The sequence below is a fragment of the Streptomyces sp. NPDC032126 genome (assembly GCF_055580085.1).
Genome location: NZ_JBVIMA010000001.1, coordinates 845,572 through 863,266 on the forward strand (window position 1 = coordinate 845,572; position 17,695 = coordinate 863,266).

The window sequence follows — 17,695 nt, forward strand, 5'->3', positions numbered from 1 at the left end:
ATCAATTCGACCAGGGGAGGGCACATGGCGGCGGTCGATCTCGCCACCCATCCCGGGCACCTCGCCCGGCGGCTGCAGCAGGCGCACTACCTGCTGTGGAACACCATGGTCTCCGAGGAGATCACCTCGCCGCAGTTCGCCGTCCTGAACGCGCTCGTCGCCGAGCCCGGACTCGACCAGCGGACCGTGGGCGAGCGGGTGGGGCTCGACCGGTCCACCATCGCCGAGGTGATCACCCGGCTGGGCCGCCGGGGGCTGCTCGACAAGGTGCGCGACCCGCAGGACGGCCGCCGCTCCCTGCTGCGCCTGACCGACGAGGGGCTGCGCACCCACCGCAAGCTGACCGTGCGCACCGCCCGGATGAACCAGGTCTTCCTCGCCCCGCTCTCGGCGGCGGAGCAGACGGTGTTCCTCGACCTCATCCAACGGGTCGCGGACGCGGCGGAGGGGCTGCGCAACCCCGGCGAGCCGTTGGTGACGCAGGGCGAGGGCCGGGTCTAGGGACGGGGGCCTCGGTCCGGGTCAAGGACGGCGCGGGGCCCGCGCTCATGATCCGTTCGCGAAGACCACCCACACCTGGCCCGGGGCGAAGTTCACCGGGGTGCCGTCCGGCGTGGTGAACTCCGTTCCCACCGTGGCGTTCGGGCGCTCCCATCGCACGTCGTAGGCGCGTCCGTCGCGCAGCACCTGCGCCTTCCCCGAGCCCACCGTCTCGGTGTACGGCGTTCGGTTGCCGAGGAAATCGTGGAAGGCGCTCTCGCGCACCGTCACGTACTGCACGACCACGGTCGCCGGGGCCACCCGTTGCCCGTCGGTCGTCACGGTGGGCGTGCCCTCCATCGAGACCAGCCAGCGGTGCCGGTCCGCCGACCAGGTGAAGGTGAACCCGGCCGCGGGGAAGCGCACCGTGCGCGAGGTCAGCACCCGGCCGCCGACGGGCGCGGAGCCGTAGCGGAAACCCGTGGTCAGCGCGGCGGCGCCCGGTGCGGAGGGCATCAGCAGGGCGGGGCGCAGATAGAGGTTGTGCGGTGCGGGCCGGTCCGGGCCCCGGTAGAAGGAACCGGCCTTCGTGCCGGGCGTCACCTCGTCCAGCGGCGCCTTGCCGATCAGCGGCAGCAGCTTGCCCTGGGCGCCCGAGAAGGCGAGCAGCGGCCGGTCGAACTGGCGCAGCAGCTCCAGATCGGACTCGCGCGCGCTGCGCACCGGGCCGACGGACTCGGGCAGCCGGGTCGCGTACACCGCCATCAGACGGCTCAGCCCGCCCTCGACCTGCTCGGCGTAGACGATGTCCGCCGTGTTTAGGCCGGTCTGAGGCCGGGCGTCCGGCGCGTTGTCGATCTTCACGGCGAGCACGGAGCCGCCGGCCGGGGTGCGGTGCGGCGCGCTGGGCGAGGGGGAGCGCTCGCCGCCCCGCCCGTCCTCGTGGGTGCCCTTGCCGGTGCAGCCCGCGGTCAGGGAGAGCGCCATCGAGACCGCCAGCGCGGCGGCCAGCAGCGCGGCGGCCGGCGTCCGGCGCCGTCCGCGCGTTCTCGGTGCGTGCGTGTCCACCGTCGCCACCCCGTTCGTCTTCTCGATGATGCGCTGGTCGGTTCACGGGTGGCCATACCCGTCCCCCGCGAGCGTCGGGAGCCGCCCTACGGGGGTTCGGCGCAGGTCCCCCGGGTACCCGGGCCGCATGCGTCCGCCACCGGGAACCGGAATCCCGGAAGCGGAGGAGGGAGCGCGCCGCGATGAAGGCAGTGACCTGGCAGGGCAAGCGCGACGTACGCGTGGAGACCGTGCCCGACCCGGCGATCCAGGAACCCACGGACGCGGTCGTGCGCGTCACGTCCACCGGCCTGTGCGGCTCCGACCTGCATCTGTACGAAGTCCTCACCGCGTTCATGACCCCGGGCGACATCCTCGGCCATGAACCGATGGGCATCGTCGAGGAGGTCGGCGCCGGTGTGCCCGACCTGCGGGCCGGCGACCGGGTCGTCGTGCCCTTCCAGATCGCCTGCGGCGCGTGCTGGATGTGCCTCAACTCCCTGCCCACGCAGTGCGAGACCACCCAGGTGAGCGGCGAGGGTATGGGTGCGGCCCTGTTCGGCTACACCCGCCTTTACGGGGCGGTGCCCGGGGCGCAGGCCGAGTATCTGCGCGTCCCGCAGGCCCAGTTCGGGCCCATCAAGGTGCCCGAGGGGCCGCCGGACGACCGCTTCGTCTACCTCTCCGACGTGCTGCCCACCGCCTGGCAGGCCGTCGCCTACGCCGATCTCCCGCCGGGCGGCAGCGTGGCCGTGCTCGGCCTCGGCCCCGTCGGCGACATGGCCTGCCGCGTCGCCCAAGTGCGCGGTGCCGGGCAGGTGTTCGGGGTGGACCTCGTCGGCGACCGGCTGCGGCGGGCCCGCGAACGGGGCGTCGTGACGTACGACCTGCGGGCCTTCGACCACGAGAAGGAACTGATCGAGGCGATCCGCGACGAGACCGACGGCCGTGGCCCCGACGCGGTGATCGACGCCGTCGGCACCGAGGCGCACGGGAGCGCCGCCGCACGGCTCGTCCAGCAGGCCTCCGCGCTGCTGCCGCGCCGGCTGAGCGGGCCCTTCGCGGAACGCTTCAGCGTCGACCGGCTCGCCGCGCTGCACACCGCGATCGAGCTGGTGCGCCGCGGCGGCACCCTCTCCCTCGTCGGCGTCTACGGCGGTACGGCCGACCCGCTGCCCATGATCACCCTGTTCGACAAGCAGCTGCAGATCCGCATGGGCCAGGCCAACGTACGCCGCTGGAGCGACGAGATCATGCCCTACCTGACGGACGAGGACCCGCTCGGCGTCGACGACTTCGCCACCCACCGTCTCCCGCTGAGCGAGGCACCGCACGCCTACGAGATGTTCCAGCGCAAGGAGGACGGCGCGGTCAAGGTGCTGATGACACCCTGAGCCGCGCGACGGGGGCGCCGGGGCGGGGCGCGGGACACGCCCCGGGGTGGCGCGTGGGGCACACCCCGGGGCGGTCCGCGGGGCGCGTTCCGGTGCGGTCCGCGGGCCACGGCCCGGGTCGCCGGCTTGCGGGGTGCGCCCCGGGGTGGCGCGCGGGTCGTGCTCCGGGGTGGTGCGTGGGGCACACCCTGGGGCGCCGCGCGGGTGGGGCTTCGAGGTCGCGTGCGGGCCGTGCCCTGGGGCGTCGTGCGGGTGGGGCTTCGGGGTGGTGCGTGGGGCACACCCTGGGGCGCCGCGGGGGTCGTGCTTCGAGGTCGCGTGCGGGCCGTGCCCTGGGGCGTCGTGCGGGTGGGGCTTCGGGGTGGTGCCTGGGGCGTGCCCCGGGGCGCCGCGGGGGTCGTGCTTCGAGGTCGCGTGCGGGCCGTGCCCTGGGGCGTCGTGCGGGTGGGGCTTCGAGGTCGCGTGCGGGCCGTGCCCCGGGGCGACGCGCGGGTCGTGCCCCGGAGTGGGGTGGGGGTCACTCCCCGGTGCCGAGGATCTCCGCCAGGTCATAGCGCACCGGCTCCTCCAGCTGGGCGTATGTGCAGCTCTCCGGCGTCCGGTCTGGGCGCCAGCGGCGGAAACGGGCCGTGTGCCGAAAGCGCGCCCCGTTCTCCATGTGGTCGTACGCCACCTCCACCACCCGCTCGGGCCGCAGCGGCACCCACGACAGGTCCTTCTTGCCCGACCAGCGGCTCGGCGCCCCCGGCAGCCGGGCGGCCTCGTGCGCGGCCTCGTCCGACCAGGCCGCCCACGGATGCCCGACGACGTCGTCCATCCGCAGCGGCTCCAGCTCCTCCACCAGCTCGGCGCGCCGCTTCACCGGGAACGCCGCCGACACCCCGACGTGCTGGAGCGTGCCGCGCTCGTCGTACAGGCCGAGGAGCAGCGAGCCGACCACCGGACCGCTCTTGTGGAAGCGGTAGCCGGCGACGACCACGTCCGCGGTGCGCTCGTGCTTGATCTTGAACATGACGCGCTCGTCGGGCCGGTAGCGCAGGGTGAGCGGCTTGGCGATCACCCCGTCGAGGCCGGCGCCCTCGTACTGGTCGAACCACCGCCGTGCCACCTCGACATCGGTCGTCGCCGGCGCGAGGTGCACGGGCGGGGTGACGCCGGACAGGGCCCGCTCCAGCAGCGCCCGCCGGTCGGTCAGCACCACGTCGAGCAGTGACGCGTCGTCGAGCGCCAGCAGATCGAACGCGACGAACGACGCCGGGGTCCGCTCGGCCAGCGTGCGCACCCGGGACGCGGCCGGATGGATGCGCTCGGTCAGCGCGTCGAAGTCCAGCCGCCCCTCGCGCGCGATCACGATCTCCCCGTCCAGCACGCACCGCTCGGGCACGCGCTCCGTCAGCGCCGTCACCAGCTCGGGAAAGTATCTCGTCAGCGGCTTGCCGGTGCGGCTGCCCAACTCCACCTCGGCTCCGTCGCGGAACACGATCGCCCGGAAGCCGTCCCACTTCGCCTCGTACTGCATGCCTGCCGGGATCGCCGCGACCGACTTCGCGAGCATCGGCTTCACGGGTGGCAGCACCGGCAGATCCATGGCTCGATTCTGCGCCCGCACGGCGGCCCGCGCCTGATATGCGAGTCCTGTCCGGGGCGCCTACCGTGGCACCCATGGGCGAAGCGGTGGAACTGGAGGTCGGCGGCCGGACCGTCCGGCTGACCAACCCCGACAAGGTCTTCTTCCCGGAGCGCGGCTTCACCAAGCTGGACCTCGCCCGCTACTACCGGGCCGTCGCCCCCGGCATCCTGCGCGCCCTGCGCGACCGCCCCACGACGCTGGAGCGCTACCCGGACGGCGTGGACGGCGAGTCCTTCTTCCAGAAGCGCGCCCCTAAGCACATGCCCGACTGGATCCCCACCGCCCACATCACCTTCCCCAGCGGCCGCAGCGCGGACGAGATGTGCCCCAGCGAGCAGGCGGCCGTCCTGTGGGCCGCCCAGTACGGCACGCTCACCTTCCACCCCTGGCCGGTGCGCCGCACCGATGTCGACCGCCCCGACGAACTGCGCATCGACCTCGACCCGCAGCCCGGCACGGACTACGACGACGCGGTCCGCGCCGCACACGAACTGCGCGCCGTCCTCGACGAGTTCGGCGGTCTGCGCGGCTGGCCCAAGACCTCCGGCGGCCGCGGCCTGCACGTGTTCGTGCCGATCGCGCCGCAGTGGACCTTCACCGAGGTCCGGCGCGCCGCCATCGCGGTGGGCCGGGAGATGGAACGCCGCATGCCCGACCTGGTCACCATCAAGTGGTGGAAGGAGGAGCGCGGCGAGCGCATATTCCTCGATTACAACCAGACGGCCCGTGACCGCACCATCGCCTCCGCCTACTCCGTACGCCCCCGCCCGCACGCCCCCGTATCGGCGCCCCTGCGCTGGAGCGAGGTCGGCGAGGCGCACCCCCGCGACTTCGACCTGGCCACCATGCCGGCGCGCTTCGCCGAACTCGGCGACGTCCACGCCGACATGGACGACCACGCCTACTCCCTGGAGGCCCTGCTCGACCTGGCACGCCGCGACGAGCACGACCACGGGCTGGGCGACCTGCCGTACCCCCCGGAGTACCCGAAGATGCCGGGCGAGCCCAAGCGCGTACAGCCGAGCAGAGCACGCCGTCCCGAGCCGACGGGGGAGCCCGAGGCGTAGCGCGTGTTCCCGGTGGTGCCGCGTTTCCGCCGCCCGGCGGCGAGGGCCGTCGCCCCGGCTGGTCGCGGCCTGCGGAGCTATTCTGATCAGCAGCCAGCGACGAGGAGTCCCGCCGTGACCGACACCGCCCCACGACCGACGCTGGAGGCCGTGGCCGCGCGGGCGGGCGTCTCACGGGCCACCGTGTCGCGGGTCGTCAACGGCGGGGACGGGGTCCGTGAACCGCTCGTCGAACGGGTGCGGCGGGCCGTGGAGGAACTCGGCTACGTGCCCAACCAGGCCGCCCGCAGCCTGGTGACCAAACGGCACGACGCCATCGCCGTGGTCATCGCCGAACCCGAGTCGCGCGTCTTCGCCGACCCCTTCTTCGGCCTTCAACTGCGCGGCATCAGCAAGGAGCTCACCGCGCACGACAACCAGCTGGTACTGCTGCTCACCGAGGGCCGCGACGACCACGCGCGCGTGGCGCGCTATCTGTCCGGCGGGCACGTCGACGGCGCGCTCGTCTTCTCCCTCCACCTCGACGACCCGCTGCCCGGCCTCATCCAGGGCGCCGGAGTCCCCACGGTCTTCGGCGGCCGGCCCGGCTGGAGCGACGGCCGCCGGGAGGCGGCGCCGACGGTCTACGTCGACAGCGACAACCGCGGCGGTGCCCGCGCGGCCGTCCGCCATCTGCTCGGCCTCGGCCGCGGCCGGGTCGCGCACATCACCGGGGCCCTCGACCAGACGTCGGCGGTGGACCGGCTCGACGGCTACCGGGACGTCATGGCCGACGCCGGTCCCGCGCTCGTCGTCGAGGGCGACTTCACCGCGGCCGGGGGAGAGCGGGCGATGCGTGAACTCCTCGACCGCTGCCCCGAGGTGGACGCGGTGTTCGCCGCGAACGACCTCACCGCCGCCGGGGCCCTGCGCGTCCTGCGCGAGCACGGGCGGCGCGTGCCGGAGGACGTGGCCGTCGTCGGCTTCGACGACATGCTGCCGGTCGCCGAGCAGACCGACCCGCCCCTGACGACGGTCCGTCAGGACATCGAGGAGATGGGCCGGTTGATGGCCCGCCTCCTGCTGCGCCGCCTCGACCCCCGTACCCCGCCCCCGGAGTCCGAGCGGGAGGCGGGCACGGTCCTGCCGACGACCCTGATACGCCGCGCCTCGGCCTAGGGGCCGCGCACCGATCGCCGCGGCGCACCTCTCGCCGACGCGCCCGCTCACGCCGTCGCGATGCTGCCCCCGCCACCCCGCCGCTCAGGCCGTCGCGGTGCTAATCCTGGCGCTGCGGCACGCTCTTGATCACCGCGAAGCGGGCGCCGTACGGGTCGGCCAGTTTGGCGATCCGGCCCACGTCGGGCAGGTCCGTGGCCGGCATGCGCACGGTGCCGCCCAACTCCTGGGCCTTGGCGACGACCGCGTCCGCGTCCGTGACCTCGAAATACGGCAGCCAGTACGCACCCGACGCGGCCTCGATCGGATCGTCGGCCAGCGGGACGATCCCGCCGAACATGGCCTCCTCGCTCTCCCCGGCCGGGTTGACGCAGGTGTACGTGCCGCCCGGGAAGGGGACCCCCGACGTCTCCAGGCCCAGCACGGCGTTGTAGAACGCGGCGGCCGCGGCGATGTCCGGGGTGTACAGCTCGACCCAGCACAGCGAACCCGGCTCGTTCGCGATGTCCAGGCCCTTGTTCAGCCCCGGCTGCCACAGGCCGAACGGCACGCCGGCCCGGTCCGCGAGGATCGCCATGGTGCCCTGGCCCATCACGTCCATGGGCTGGAAGAGCACACTGCCGTGCGCCTGCTCGGCGGCCTTGGCGGTGGCCTGCGCGTCCGCGGTCTGGAAGTAGACGGTCCAGGACGGCGGGCCCTGCTCCGGGGTGGTCTGCATGGCGCCCGCGGCCGTCCTCCCGTCCAGCTGGAAGAAGCCGTAGCCGCCCGCGTCCGGCCCCGCCGACAGGAACTGCCAGCCGAAGAGGGCGTGGTAGAAGGCGGTGGCGCCGTCGATGTCGGATGTGCCGAGGTCGGTCCAGTTCGGGGAACCGTTGACGAAACGGGTGGTGAGCATCTGCGCCCTCCTTGAGAGGATCCCGCTGACTGCTCTGCCGAGTCTGGCACCGCCCACTGACAATCGCCGCCGGAGCCACGCCGGGCGCGCTCCGGCGGACGTTCCGCGCGCCGCCGTGCGCCGGACCGCCTCCCGGGGGCATCATCAGGGCGGCCGGAGGCCCCGAAGCGCCGTGTTGATCCCGCGTTGATCGAACGTTTTTCGCCGCGCGGCACGATTTCCGCCATGTACACCGACACGATGCCCATGCCCGATCTCGCCTGGCAGCAGGAGGCGCTGTGCGCGCAGACCGGGGCGGACTTCTTCTTCCCCGAGCCCGGCAGTTCGGTGCGCGAGGCGAAGCGGATCTGCGGCCTGTGCCCGATCCGCTCCGCCTGCCTGGACTACGCCCTCGCCAACGACGAGCGGTTCGGCGTCTGGGGCGGCCTGTCCGAGAAGGAACGCCTGGAGCTCAGGCGCGCCTCCCACTGAAGCCCGCGCCGCCCCGCCTGCCGCGCCCGCGCCGCCCCGCCCGCGCGCCCCGTCCGGACCGCCGTCGCGGGACGTCACGCGCGTGCGTGTCCGTGCTCAGGCCCCGGCGCGTGCCGACATCCGCGCCTTGCGGGCCGCGAGCTTCTCGTCGAACTTCAGGGCCTCCGCGTCGAGGCCGCCCAGGAACAGGCCCAGCTCCTCCTGCGCCTGCCGGCCCTCCGGGCCGAGGCCGTCGATCTCCATGATCTTCAGGAAGCGCAGGACGGGCTGCAGCACGTCGTCGTGGTGGATGCGCAGGTTGTAGACCTCGCCGATCGCCATCTGCGCAGCGGCCCGCTCGAAGCCCGGTATACCGTGGCCCGGCATCCGGAAGTTCACGACCACGTCCCGCACCGCCTGCATGGTCAGGTCGGGGGCGAGCTCGAAGGCCGCCTTGAGCAGGTTGCGGTAGAAGACCATGTGCAGGTTCTCGTCCGTCGCGATGCGGGCGAGCATGCGGTCGCAGATCGGGTCGCCGGACTGGTGCCCGGTGTTGCGGTGCGAGATGCGGGTCGCGAGCTCCTGGAAGGCCACGTAGGCGACCGAGTGCAGCATGGAGTGCCGGTTGTCCGACTCGAAGCCCTCGCTCATGTGGGCCATGCGGAACGCTTCCAGCTTGTCCGGGTCCACGGCGCGCGAGGCGAGCAGGTAGTCGCGCATCACGATGCCGTGCCGGCCCTCCTCGGCGGTCCAGCGGTGCACCCAGGTGCCCCAGGCGCCGTCGCGGCCGAAGAGCGAGGCGATCTCGTGGTGGTAGCTGGGGAGGTTGTCCTCGGTGAGCAGGTTCACCACCAGCGCGATCCGGCCGATCTCGGTGACCTTCGACTGCTCCTTGTCCCAGGCCTCGCCGTCCTCGAAGAAGCCGGGGAAGTTGCGGGCGTCGCTCCAGGGCACGTACTCGTGCGGCATCCAGTCCTTGGCGATCTTCAGATGCCGGTTCAGCTCCTTCTCGACCACTTCCTCCAGTGCGTACAGCAACCGGGCGTCGGTCCAGACGGCGGGGCTGCCGAGGTGAGGAGAAGTGATCGTCACGGGTACTCCAGGGGGACGTGAAACGGAGTGGAACACTCCGGCGAGCGGTACCAGAACTTACGGGATCGTAGGCTACGAATCCGTAGGTTACGAATCCGTAGCTTAAGGACTGCGTAAAGCCGCAGATCAGGCGGCCGGAACCGGTTGTTCCCCGGGCCTGCCGAGGCACGCGCCCGCGGGTACGGAACGGCCCCGGAACCCGCAGGTCCCGAGGCCGACGAGGCAAGGGTTCACCCGGTCAGGCGTACAGCCCCCGCAGCCGCACCGAGAGGCACGTCACACACCCTTCGAGCTTCTCGAACTCGCTGATGTCCACCACGACCACCTCGTATCCGAGGTCGGTCAGCAGCTCCGCCGTCCTCGGCGCGCTCGCCGCCATGAGCAGCTGGTGGCCGCCGAGGAGGACGACATGGGCCCCGGCCTCCTCGGGCACGGACAGGAAGCGCGGGAACAGCGACGGCCGGTCCACCTTGGGGATGTGGCCGATCACCGTGCCGTCGGGGAGCGCCGTGACCGCCGACTTCAGATGCAGCACCTTGCTCACCGGCACCGCGACGACCCGCGCGCCCAGCGGCTCGAAGGCGGCGCGGATCTGCTGGACGCCGACCGCGTTGGTGCGGCCGCCCCGGCCGACGTAGATCGTGTCACCGACCTTCAGCACATCGCCGCCGTCCAGCGTGCCCGGGTCCCAGATCCAGTTGACCGAGCAGCCCAGGCGCGCCACGGCCTCCTCGACCCCGGCGGTCTCCTCGCGGCGGGACTCGGCGCCGGAGCGGGCGATCAGCGCGACGTTCTTGTACATCACCACGGTGTCCTCGACGAACACCGAGTCGGGACAGTCGTCCTCCGGCTCGACCTCGATGGTCTCCCAGCCGTGCGCGCCGAGCGCCTCGACGTAGGCGTCCCACTGCTCCCGGGCCAGCTCGATGTCGACCTTCTCCCGTTCGATGTGCGTGACCAGCCCTTCGGCGAGGCGCGGGCTGGGGCGGCGGACGAGGGCCTTCTTGCTGGGCACGGGGTTCTCCGGGTCGGCGGCGGGGGTCGGCATCCATGATGCAGGGCCGGTCCGCCATCATGCAGGCCCGGCCTGTGCGCGCAAAACCCGCACGACCGGGCCGTGCCCGACCTGAGACGTACGCACGTCCCTGGTGCCCGGCGCACGGCCCGATCCGCCGGCCGTCCCCTACCCCAGCGCCTCCGGTCCGGTCTCCCGGAGTCCCCCGTCCAGCAGCAGCCAGCGGGTGATCCCGATCGACTCCAGGAACGGCAGGTCGTGGCTGGCCACGATCAACGCTCCCTGGTACGACTCCAGGGCCGAGGTGAGCTGCCGGACGCTCGCCATGTCCAGGTTGTTGGTCGGCTCGTCCAGCATCAGCAGCTGCGGCGCCGGTTCGGCCAGCATCAGCGCGGCCAGCGCGGCCCGGAAACGCTCGCCGCCGGAGAGCGTCGCCGCCCGCTGGTCGGCACGGGCGCCGCGGAACAGGAAGCGGGCCAGCCGCGCCCGGATCCGGTTGTTGGTGGCGCCGGGCGCGAACCGGGCCACGTTCTCGGCGACCGTCAGCTCGTCGTCGAGGACGTCCAGCCGCTGCGGCAGGAACCGCAGCGGCACATGCGCCGTCACCTCGCCGGCCACCGGCGCCAGTTCCCCGGCGATCGTCCGCAGCAGGGTGGTCTTGCCCGCGCCGTTGCGCCCGACCAGCGCGATCCGCTCCGGCCCGTGCAGATCGAGGCCACCGTCCACGCGCGCCCCATGGGCGAGGCGGAGGTCCCTCAGGGTGAGCACGCCGCGGCCCGGCGGCACGGCGGTGTACGGCAGATCGACGCGGATCTCGTCGTCGTCCCGTACGGCCTCCACCGCCTCGTCGAGCCGTTCCCTGGCCTCGGCGAGCTTCTCCTCGTGCAGGATCCGGTGCTTGCCCGCGGACTCCTGCGCCGCGCGCTTGCGCGCCCCCATGACGATCTTCGGCTCGCGCTTGCTGTCCCACATCTTCTGCCCGTACCGCTTGCGGCTGGCCAACGTGACGTGGGCGTCGGCCAGTTCGCGTTTCTGCCGACGCAGGTCGGCCTCGGCGACCCGCACCATGCGCTCGGCCGCCTCCTGTTCGATGGCGAGCGCCGCCTCGTACGCCGAGTAGTTGCCGCCGTACCGGGTGATCTCACCGCCGCGCAGATCGGCGATCTGGTCGACGTGCTCCAGGAGTTCACGGTCGTGGCTGACCACGACCAGCACGCCCGGCCAGGAGGCGACGGCCGTGTACAGCCGTCTGCGGGCGTACAGGTCGAGGTTGTTGGTGGGTTCGTCGAGGAGCAGCACGTCCGGTCGGCGCAACAGCAGGGCGGCCAGGCGCAGCAGCACCGACTCGCCGCCCGAGACCTCGCCGACCGTGCGATCCAACTCGATGTGGCCGAGACCGAGTTCGCCGAGGGTGGCGACGGCGCGCTCCTCCACGTCCCAGTCGTCGCCCAGGGTCTCGAAGTGCTCCACGGCCGCGTCGCCCGCCTCGATGGCGTGCAGCGCGGCACGCCTGGCGGAGATACCGAGGGCCTCGTCGACGCGCAGGTGGGTGTCGAGCGTGACGTTCTGCGGGAGGTAGCCGACCTCGCCCACTACGCGCACGGTGCCGTCGGCCGGGGCGAGTTCACCGGCGAGCAGCTTCAACAGGGTCGATTTTCCACAGCCGTTGACGCCGACCAGCCCGGTACGGCCGGGGCCGAAGGAGACGTCGAGGTCGTCGAACACGGGCGTGCCGTCCGACCAGGCGAAGGAGAGGGAGGTGCAGGAAAGGGAGATGGACAAGTGGGCCTCACGATGGCGTGCGCGGTCAGGGCAACACGTATCGAGACACCGAAGGGCGGCGACCACCGCGGAAACGCGGGCGGAGACGAGAAGAGGGTCCCGCTCCGCAAGGACGGCTCGAACGCCGAGGTCGCACGCGACGCACACACCTCAGAACGGTGTGACGCGGTGTCTCAGACCTCAGACGAACAATGTCCTTCTCCTATCGGCGGCAACAGAACCGATGTACACGGTAGGAGGGGCCCGCACACGCGTCAACGGAATTTATGGGGGGCCGTTCCCGGCATCACGTCGGCGTCGGATTCCTGCCAGCGCTCCCTCCCGCCGGACTGCTTGAGTGGCGGCCATGACACAGCCGAACACCCCACTCCACGACCGTGCCCTGGCCTTCCGCGCCCTCCATGTCCCCGGCCGGCCGCTGGTCCTGCCGAACGTCTGGGACGTCGCGAGCGCCCGGCTCGTTGAGGACGCCGGAGCCTGTGCCGTGGCCACCACCAGCGCCGGGGTCGCCTGGGCCCTGGGCACGGCGGACGGCGACCGGCTGGACCGCGGGACGGCCCTGAGCACCGTAGCGGCGCTCACCGCCGCCGTCCGGGTGCCGGTCAGCGCCGATGTCGAAAGCGGTTACGCGCGGGATCCGGAGGGAGTCGCCGACACCGTCCGCGCCGTGCTCGCCGCGGGGGCCGTCGGCATCAACATCGAGGACGCCCGGTACGAGGACGGAGGCGGACCGCTGCGTCCGGTCGCCGAGCAGTGCGAGCGGATCGCCGCCGCGCGCGAGGCCGCCGACACGGCGGGCGTGCCGCTCTTCGTCAACGCCCGGATCGACACCTTCCTGCGCGGCGCCGGGGGAGTGGACCTCACCCTGGAGCGGGCCGCGGCCTTCGTCGCGGCGGGCGCCGACGGGATCTTCGTCCCCGGGGCCGTCGACCCGGAGACCGTGAAGCTGCTCGCCGAGGGCGTCGACGCCCCGCTGAACATCATGGTGGGACCCGGCGCACCTCCGGTGGCCGAGCTGGCGGGGCTCGGCGTCGCACGGGTGAGCGCGGGAGCGAGCCTCGCCCAGGCCGCGCACGCCCTGGTCCGCCGCGCCGCGCGGGAGCTGCTGGACGCGGGGACGTACGGGTCGCTGGCCGGCGGACTCGACTACGGGGAGTTCAACTCCCTGATGGGGCAGGCGCGTCAGCAGGCGTCCCGCATCAGCTCCGCCAAGTCGTGGTCGAGGTCGAACTGAAGGTGCTCCAGACCGGCCGGCACCAGCTCGTCGGTGGCCCGCAGGAAGCGCCGGATGTCCGCCGAGTGCACATGCACGATCGCGGTGCCCTCGGGAGCGTGGAACTCCAGCACCGTCCGGTCGTAGCCGTACGGCCGGACCCGCACGTCGCCGTGGCCCTCGGCCCCGTGGAGGCCGGCGGTGAGCAGGTCGCGGGCGAAGGTCCAGCAGACCTCGACGCCCTCCAGCGTCGCCGGGGCGGGGAACGTCATGCGCACGGCGAACGGGTCACGACGGTCGTAGTGCAGGGTGGCCGGGATGTTCGGCATGCGGGGTGCCGCGGCGACCAGGCGGGCCTCTACGGGCTGCTCGATGACGGTGGACAACGCCTTGCTCCCTTGTGACGGCGGGACGAACTTCCGGTCGGGTGAGGCCGGCACTGGAAGAGACGTCCGAACCGGCCGATCCGTGCACACCCGGGTCGAGTGACCTCGGTCACCGCTTTTCATGCCCCGCGCGCCCCATCTTTCTCCCTGGGCACCCGCGTGTCTCTTCTCCCGGGCGCCGTGGGGCAGTTGAGGCGATCGGGGTCCCTCTGGACGCGGCCGGGGCGGTGGGCTAGCTTCGCCCGCCATGAGGCGCATGGGGAGCACGCGAGGTCGAACGGGCACGGCACACCGGGGACGCACGGGACGGATCGCGGCCGTGGCGGCGGCCTGCGCGGCGGCACTGGCCGCGCTGACCGCCGCCCCCGCCCAGGCCCGGACACCGGTCCAGACACCGGCCCAGGGGCCGGCGCGGACCTCGGGAGGCGGGGCCGTGCCGCACTGGCAGCCGAAGGACACCGGCACCACGGCCGTGCGGTTCCGCGGTCTGTCCGCCGTGAGCCGGGACGTCGCCTGGCTGGCCGGGACGCAGGGCACCGTGCTGCGGACGACGGACGGCGGGGCGAGCTGGCGCGACGTCTCGCCGCCCGGCGCGCGGGAGCTTCAGTTCCGGGACGTCGAGGCGTTCGACGCGCGCCACGCGGTCGTGCTGGCGATCGGGGAGGGCGAGGCGTCGCGGGTCTATCGCACCGACGACGGCGGCGCGACCTGGACGGAGACCTTCCGCAACACCGACGCGCGGGCCTTCTACGACTGCATGACCTTCTTCGACCGGCGGCACGGGCTGGCGATGAGCGACCCGGTGGACGGGCGGTTCCGGATACTGTCGACCGCCGACGGCGGACGGTCGTGGCGGGTGCTGCCCGCCGACGGTATGCCGTCGGCACTCGACGGCGAGGCCGGCTTCGCGGCGAGCGGCCAGTGCCTCGTCTCCTCGGGCCCCCGGGACGCCTGGCTGGCCACCGGCGGGGCCACGGTCGCCCGCATCATGCATACCGCCGACCGTGGACGGACCTGGACCGTCACCGACGCCCCTCTCCCCGCCGGCGACCCCGCGCGCGGCGTCTTCGCCCTCGCCTTCCGCGACCGCGTGCACGGCCTCGCCGTCGGCGGAGACTACCGCGCCGACCAGCCCTCCCCGCGGGCCGCCGCCACGACCACCGACGGCGGCCGCGGCTGGGACCCCGCCGGTACGCCCCCGCCCGCCTACCGCTCCGGCGTCGCCTGGCTCCCGTACAGCCGCACCACCGCCCTCGCCGTCGGCCCCACCGGCACCGACCTGACCACGGACGCCGGCCGCACCTGGCGCACCGTCGACACCGGCTCCTACGACACCGTGGACTGCACCTCCGACCTGTCCTGCTGGGCCTCCGGCGAACAGGGCAGGGCGGCACGGCTGGAGCGCTGACGGACAGGGCCGCGAGGACGGGCGCGCGCAGACTCCGCGAGCGGGGTACCCGGTGGGCGGACGCGAGAGGAGTGAACGTTCTCGCTACGTGGCAGCGCGCCGAGGAGACCGCCCCGCGTGGTCCGAACCGGTCTCAGCCGAGCGGTTCGCGGTGGCGCGCCAGCTCCGGAGCCGTCTTCGTCGCGGTGAACTCCGTGATGCGGTACTCACACACCCCGGCGAGGACGAAGGGATCGCCCGCGGCGATCTCCTCGATCCGGGCGCGGTCCGGGGCGACGGCGATGATCACGCCGCCGTCGCGCGGGTTCTTGCGCCCGGAGGCGAGGAACGCCCCCTTCTCGTACTGCTCGTCCAGCCAGGCCACATGGGCGTCGAGCGCGGCGTCCACGGCGTCCAGCGGGGCGGTGTAGGTCAGCTCCAGCACGAACATGATCGCGAGCCTACCCCCGGGCCCGCCGCGGCCCCGGCCCGGCCCCGTACGCTCGACCTCACCATGACGACCGTAGACATTCCCGCGGGCTGGCCCGCGACCGAGGAACAGGCCACAGCCGTCCAGGACGAACTGCGCACGCGCGTGGTGCTCGACGAGCCGGGGCCACCGCCCGGGACCGGGCACGTCACGGGGGTCGACGTCGCCTACGACGACGAGCGGGACGTGGTGGCGGCCGCGGCCGTCGTGCTGGACGCGGCGAGTCTCGACGTCGTCGCCGAGGCCACGGCCGTCGGCCGGATCTCCTTCCCGTACGTGCCCGGCCTGCTGGCCTTCCGCGAGATCCCCACCGTGCTCGCCGCCCTCGACGCCCTGCCCTGCCCGCCCGGCCTGGTGGTGTGCGACGGCTACGGTCTCGCCCACCCCCGCCGCTTCGGCCTGGCCAGCCACCTGGGCGTGCTCACCGGCCTGCCCACCATCGGCGTGGCGAAGAACCCGTTCACCTTCACGTACGAGGATCCGGCCGCCCCGCGCGGCTCGACGTCCCCGCTCCTCTCCGGCACCGAGGAGGTCGGCCGCGCCCTGCGCACCCGGGACGGCGTCAAGCCGGTCTTCGTCTCCGTCGGCCACCGGGTGAGCCTCGACAACGCCTGCGCCCACACCCTCGCGCTCACCCCGGCCTACCGCCTCCCGGAGACCACCCGCCGCGCCGACGCCCTGTGCCGCAGCGCCCTGCGCGAGGCGACGGAGGGCGCCTGAGCACCGCACGGGGCACACCTCCCCGTACGTCGCCTGAGTACGTCATCTGAGTACCCGTACGGATGTCGGCGCCCCCGCGCCCCGGCAGGCTGGCCCGCATGACGACGCACCGCGCCCCCAAGCCCCTCACCGACCCCGACCGCCCCGTCGAGCGTGCCGTGAACGCCGCCCTGATCCTGGGCGTGCTGGCCGGCCTCGGCTGGATAGCCGGCATGATCTACACGCTCGTGGCCCAGCCCTTCTGACGACGGGTCGGCGCATCGCTCGACGGCCGGCGGCTCGCGTAGGTCAGCGGCGCGCCGCCACCCGGAAGCGGATCCCCGCGCGGATCAGCCGCTCGGTGAGCGCGTCGCCCATCGCCACCGCCGTGGTCACCTGCCCGGACGTCGGCGGCAGCGGGTCCAGCGCGAGGGCCATCGCCGCCTCGGCGAACATCTTCGCCGTCTCGTCGTAACCGGGGTCGCCGCCCGACACCTCGGTGCACACCCGCCGGCCGCCGCCCTCGCCCACGAACCGCACCGAGAACCAGCTCCGCGCCCGCTTCTCCGCGCTCGGCCCCTCGCCGGGCCGCAGCCGGTCCGACAGCCAGCGCCGGGCGGGCGGCAGTTGCGCGGCCGCGGCGAGCGCGCCGACGGCGGCCACGCCGCCCACCGCGACGGGCAGATGACGCACGGCCGCGTAGTGGCGGTAGCGGAAGTCCGGGCCGTAGCGCTCCAGCGCCTTCGCCGAACGGCGCACGATCTGCGGGTCGATGGTCGGCAGCGGCAGCGCCCAGGCGGCGACCTCCGGGGCGAACCGGGGCGCGCCCAGCGGCGTCGTGGCCCGCCGGCCCACCAGGCGCGGCTCGTGCCGGGCCCGGTCGCGCGCCGCGGCCGCCATCTGCCGGCCCCGGGCGAACTGCCCGAGCGCGGAGGCGAACGTGCCGCCCGAGAAGGCGGCGTCGGCCGTCACGAAGCCGTCCACGGTCAGCGGCACGCCCTCGGGCAGCTGACGGACCGTGTAGTACACGCCCAGGTCGTGCGGTATCGAGTCGAAGCCGCACGCGTGCAGCAGCCGCGCCCCCGTCTCCCGCGCGCGTGCGTCGTGGCGGACGTACGTCAGGTCCACGAACTCCGGCTCGCCGGTGAGGTCCAGATAGTCGGCCCCGGTGTCCGCGCAGGCGGCGACCAGTTCCTCGCCGTAGGCCACGTAGGGGCCGACCGTCGTGGCCACCACGCGCGCGTGCTCGGCGAGGGCCCGCAGCGACGCGGGATCGGCCACGTCGGCGCGCAGCACCCCGACGCGTTCCCCGCCGGGCAGCCGCTCGCGCAGTCGCCCGAGCCTCGCCTCGTCGCGGCCGGCGATCGCCCAGCGCAGGTCGTCGGGCGCGTGGGCGGCGAGGTACTCCGCGGTGAGGGTTCCGACGAAGCCCGTGGCTCCGAAGAGCACGATGTCGTACGGACGGTCCGTCTTTTTCAGCCTGCTCATGACACCCCTTGTCGCGCGGTCC

General features: G+C 73.4%; 18 protein-coding genes. 9 read left to right on the forward strand and 9 right to left on the reverse strand.

Annotation, left to right across the window (positions count from 1 at the left end):
• The first annotated feature begins 24 nt into the window (after positions 1–24).
• On the forward strand, positions 25–501 hold the full coding sequence (locus tag ACZ5NW_RS03555; RefSeq protein ID WP_468742037.1) for a MarR family winged helix-turn-helix transcriptional regulator: 477 nt from the start codon (positions 25–27) through the stop codon (positions 499–501).
• A gap of 45 nt (positions 502–546) precedes the next feature.
• On the opposite strand, the gene ACZ5NW_RS03560 is transcribed toward ACZ5NW_RS03555, so the two are convergent.
• Positions 547–1,467: a DUF3048 domain-containing protein gene (locus tag ACZ5NW_RS03560; protein WP_468742974.1), complete on the reverse strand. Its 921-nt coding sequence runs from the start codon at positions 1,465–1,467 to the stop codon at positions 547–549.
• Between the two features lie 263 nt (positions 1,468–1,730).
• Here ACZ5NW_RS03560 and ACZ5NW_RS03565 point away from each other — a divergent pair, with 263 nt between their 5' ends.
• Positions 1,731–2,921, forward strand: a complete 1,191-nt coding sequence (locus tag ACZ5NW_RS03565) for a zinc-dependent alcohol dehydrogenase (protein WP_468742038.1) — start codon at positions 1,731–1,733, stop codon at positions 2,919–2,921.
• Positions 2,922–3,438: 517 nt separating this feature from the next.
• Here ACZ5NW_RS03565 and ACZ5NW_RS03570 read toward each other — a convergent pair.
• On the reverse strand, positions 3,439–4,509 hold the full coding sequence (locus ACZ5NW_RS03570; RefSeq protein ID WP_468742039.1) for an ATP-dependent DNA ligase: 1,071 nt from the start codon (positions 4,507–4,509) through the stop codon (positions 3,439–3,441).
• A 74-nt stretch (positions 4,510–4,583) separates the two neighbouring features.
• Here ACZ5NW_RS03570 and ligD point away from each other — a divergent pair, with 74 nt between their 5' ends.
• Together ligD and ACZ5NW_RS03580 are read left to right on the forward strand one after the other, a co-directional pair.
• Entirely contained in the window at positions 4,584–5,618 is a 1,035-nt protein-coding gene (gene ligD, locus ACZ5NW_RS03575; RefSeq protein WP_468742040.1) for a non-homologous end-joining DNA ligase, read from the forward strand.
• Between the two features lie 114 nt (positions 5,619–5,732).
• Positions 5,733–6,776 carry a LacI family DNA-binding transcriptional regulator gene (locus ACZ5NW_RS03580; protein ID WP_468742041.1) on the forward strand — a complete coding sequence of 348 codons (1,044 nt, stop codon included), beginning with the start codon at positions 5,733–5,735 and terminating at the stop codon, positions 6,774–6,776.
• 100 nt (positions 6,777–6,876) lie between these two features.
• Here ACZ5NW_RS03580 and ACZ5NW_RS03585 read toward each other — a convergent pair whose 3' ends face one another.
• Positions 6,877–7,671 (reverse strand): VOC family protein, encoded by a 795-nt coding sequence (locus ACZ5NW_RS03585; RefSeq protein ID WP_468742042.1) that lies wholly within the window; start codon positions 7,669–7,671, stop codon positions 6,877–6,879.
• Positions 7,672–7,896: 225 nt separating this feature from the next.
• Here ACZ5NW_RS03585 and ACZ5NW_RS03590 point away from each other — a divergent pair, with 225 nt between their 5' ends.
• Complete coding sequence (locus ACZ5NW_RS03590) at positions 7,897–8,142, forward strand: WhiB family transcriptional regulator (RefSeq protein WP_468742043.1); 246 nt, start codon at positions 7,897–7,899, stop codon at positions 8,140–8,142.
• A 96-nt stretch (positions 8,143–8,238) separates the two neighbouring features.
• Here ACZ5NW_RS03590 and ACZ5NW_RS03595 read toward each other — a convergent pair whose 3' ends face one another.
• The 3 genes from ACZ5NW_RS03595 to ACZ5NW_RS03605 all read right to left on the reverse strand — a co-directional run bounded on the left by ACZ5NW_RS03595 (position 8,239) and on the right by ACZ5NW_RS03605 (position 12,010).
• On the reverse strand, positions 8,239–9,213 hold the full coding sequence (locus tag ACZ5NW_RS03595) for an acyl-ACP desaturase (RefSeq protein ID WP_468742044.1): 975 nt from the start codon (positions 9,211–9,213) through the stop codon (positions 8,239–8,241).
• Positions 9,214–9,451: 238 nt separating this feature from the next.
• On the reverse strand, positions 9,452–10,228 hold the full coding sequence (gene ddaH, locus ACZ5NW_RS03600) for a dimethylargininase (RefSeq protein WP_468742975.1): 777 nt from the start codon (positions 10,226–10,228) through the stop codon (positions 9,452–9,454).
• Between the two features lie 168 nt (positions 10,229–10,396).
• On the reverse strand, positions 10,397–12,010 hold the full coding sequence (locus ACZ5NW_RS03605) for an ABC-F family ATP-binding cassette domain-containing protein (protein ID WP_468742045.1): 1,614 nt from the start codon (positions 12,008–12,010) through the stop codon (positions 10,397–10,399).
• A 346-nt stretch (positions 12,011–12,356) separates the two neighbouring features.
• On the opposite strand from ACZ5NW_RS03605, the gene ACZ5NW_RS03610 reads away from it, so the two are divergent.
• Positions 12,357–13,244 carry an isocitrate lyase/PEP mutase family protein gene (locus tag ACZ5NW_RS03610; protein ID WP_468742046.1) on the forward strand — a complete coding sequence of 296 codons (888 nt, stop codon included), beginning with the start codon at positions 12,357–12,359 and terminating at the stop codon, positions 13,242–13,244.
• On the opposite strand, the gene ssgD is transcribed toward ACZ5NW_RS03610, so the two are convergent.
• Positions 13,193–13,609 carry a spore wall synthesis regulator SsgD gene (gene ssgD / locus ACZ5NW_RS03615; protein WP_468742047.1) on the reverse strand — a complete coding sequence of 139 codons (417 nt, stop codon included), beginning with the start codon at positions 13,607–13,609 and terminating at the stop codon, positions 13,193–13,195. The two genes, ACZ5NW_RS03610 and ssgD, sit on opposite strands and share 52 nt — an antisense overlap.
• Positions 13,610–13,865: 256 nt before the next feature.
• Here ssgD and ACZ5NW_RS03620 point away from each other — a divergent pair, with 256 nt between their 5' ends.
• Positions 13,866–15,017 (forward strand): oxidoreductase, encoded by a 1,152-nt coding sequence (locus tag ACZ5NW_RS03620; RefSeq protein WP_468742048.1) that lies wholly within the window; start codon positions 13,866–13,868, stop codon positions 15,015–15,017.
• 133 nt (positions 15,018–15,150) lie between these two features.
• Here the strand turns inward: ACZ5NW_RS03620 and ACZ5NW_RS03625 are convergent, their stop codons facing one another.
• Positions 15,151–15,447 (reverse strand): YciI family protein, encoded by a 297-nt coding sequence (locus ACZ5NW_RS03625; protein WP_468742049.1) that lies wholly within the window; start codon positions 15,445–15,447, stop codon positions 15,151–15,153.
• Positions 15,448–15,510: 63 nt separating this feature from the next.
• Here ACZ5NW_RS03625 and ACZ5NW_RS03630 point away from each other — a divergent pair, with 63 nt between their 5' ends.
• Both ACZ5NW_RS03630 and mmpA read left to right on the forward strand, forming a co-directional pair.
• Complete coding sequence (locus ACZ5NW_RS03630) at positions 15,511–16,206, forward strand: endonuclease V (RefSeq protein ID WP_468742050.1); 696 nt, start codon at positions 15,511–15,513, stop codon at positions 16,204–16,206.
• 98 nt (positions 16,207–16,304) lie between these two features.
• The gene (gene mmpA, locus ACZ5NW_RS03635; RefSeq protein ID WP_468742051.1) at positions 16,305–16,451 is read left to right on the forward strand and encodes a morphogenic membrane protein MmpA; all 147 of its coding nucleotides are present in this window, start codon (positions 16,305–16,307) and stop codon (positions 16,449–16,451) included.
• A gap of 43 nt (positions 16,452–16,494) precedes the next feature.
• Here the strand turns inward: mmpA and ACZ5NW_RS03640 are convergent, their stop codons facing one another.
• Positions 16,495–17,673, reverse strand: a complete 1,179-nt coding sequence (locus tag ACZ5NW_RS03640; RefSeq protein ID WP_468742052.1) for a saccharopine dehydrogenase family protein — start codon at positions 17,671–17,673, stop codon at positions 16,495–16,497.
• Positions 17,674–17,695: the final 22 nt, after the last annotated feature.

Bases quoted from the DNA above. Each gene is read 5' to 3' on its own strand.
- ACZ5NW_RS03555 (WP_468742037.1), top strand. From the start codon at position 25: ATGGCGGCGGTCGATCTCGCCACCCATCCCGGGCACCTCGCCCGGCGG.
- ACZ5NW_RS03560 (WP_468742974.1), bottom strand. From the start codon at position 1,467: ATGGCGCTCTCCCTGACCGCGGGCTGCACCGGCAAGGGCACCCACGAG.
- ACZ5NW_RS03565 (WP_468742038.1), top strand. From the start codon at position 1,731: ATGAAGGCAGTGACCTGGCAGGGCAAGCGCGACGTACGCGTGGAGACC.
- ACZ5NW_RS03570 (WP_468742039.1), bottom strand. From the start codon at position 4,509: ATGGATCTGCCGGTGCTGCCACCCGTGAAGCCGATGCTCGCGAAGTCG.
- ligD (WP_468742040.1), top strand. From the start codon at position 4,584: ATGGGCGAAGCGGTGGAACTGGAGGTCGGCGGCCGGACCGTCCGGCTG.
- ACZ5NW_RS03585 (WP_468742042.1), bottom strand. From the start codon at position 7,671: ATGCTCACCACCCGTTTCGTCAACGGTTCCCCGAACTGGACCGACCTC.
- ACZ5NW_RS03590 (WP_468742043.1), top strand. From the start codon at position 7,897: ATGTACACCGACACGATGCCCATGCCCGATCTCGCCTGGCAGCAGGAG.
- ACZ5NW_RS03610 (WP_468742046.1), top strand. From the start codon at position 12,357: ATGACACAGCCGAACACCCCACTCCACGACCGTGCCCTGGCCTTCCGC.
- ACZ5NW_RS03620 (WP_468742048.1), top strand. From the start codon at position 13,866: ATGGGGAGCACGCGAGGTCGAACGGGCACGGCACACCGGGGACGCACG.
- ACZ5NW_RS03625 (WP_468742049.1), bottom strand. From the start codon at position 15,447: ATGTTCGTGCTGGAGCTGACCTACACCGCCCCGCTGGACGCCGTGGAC.
- ACZ5NW_RS03630 (WP_468742050.1), top strand. From the start codon at position 15,511: ATGACGACCGTAGACATTCCCGCGGGCTGGCCCGCGACCGAGGAACAG.
- mmpA (WP_468742051.1), top strand. From the start codon at position 16,305: ATGACGACGCACCGCGCCCCCAAGCCCCTCACCGACCCCGACCGCCCC.
- ACZ5NW_RS03640 (WP_468742052.1), bottom strand. From the start codon at position 17,673: ATGAGCAGGCTGAAAAAGACGGACCGTCCGTACGACATCGTGCTCTTC.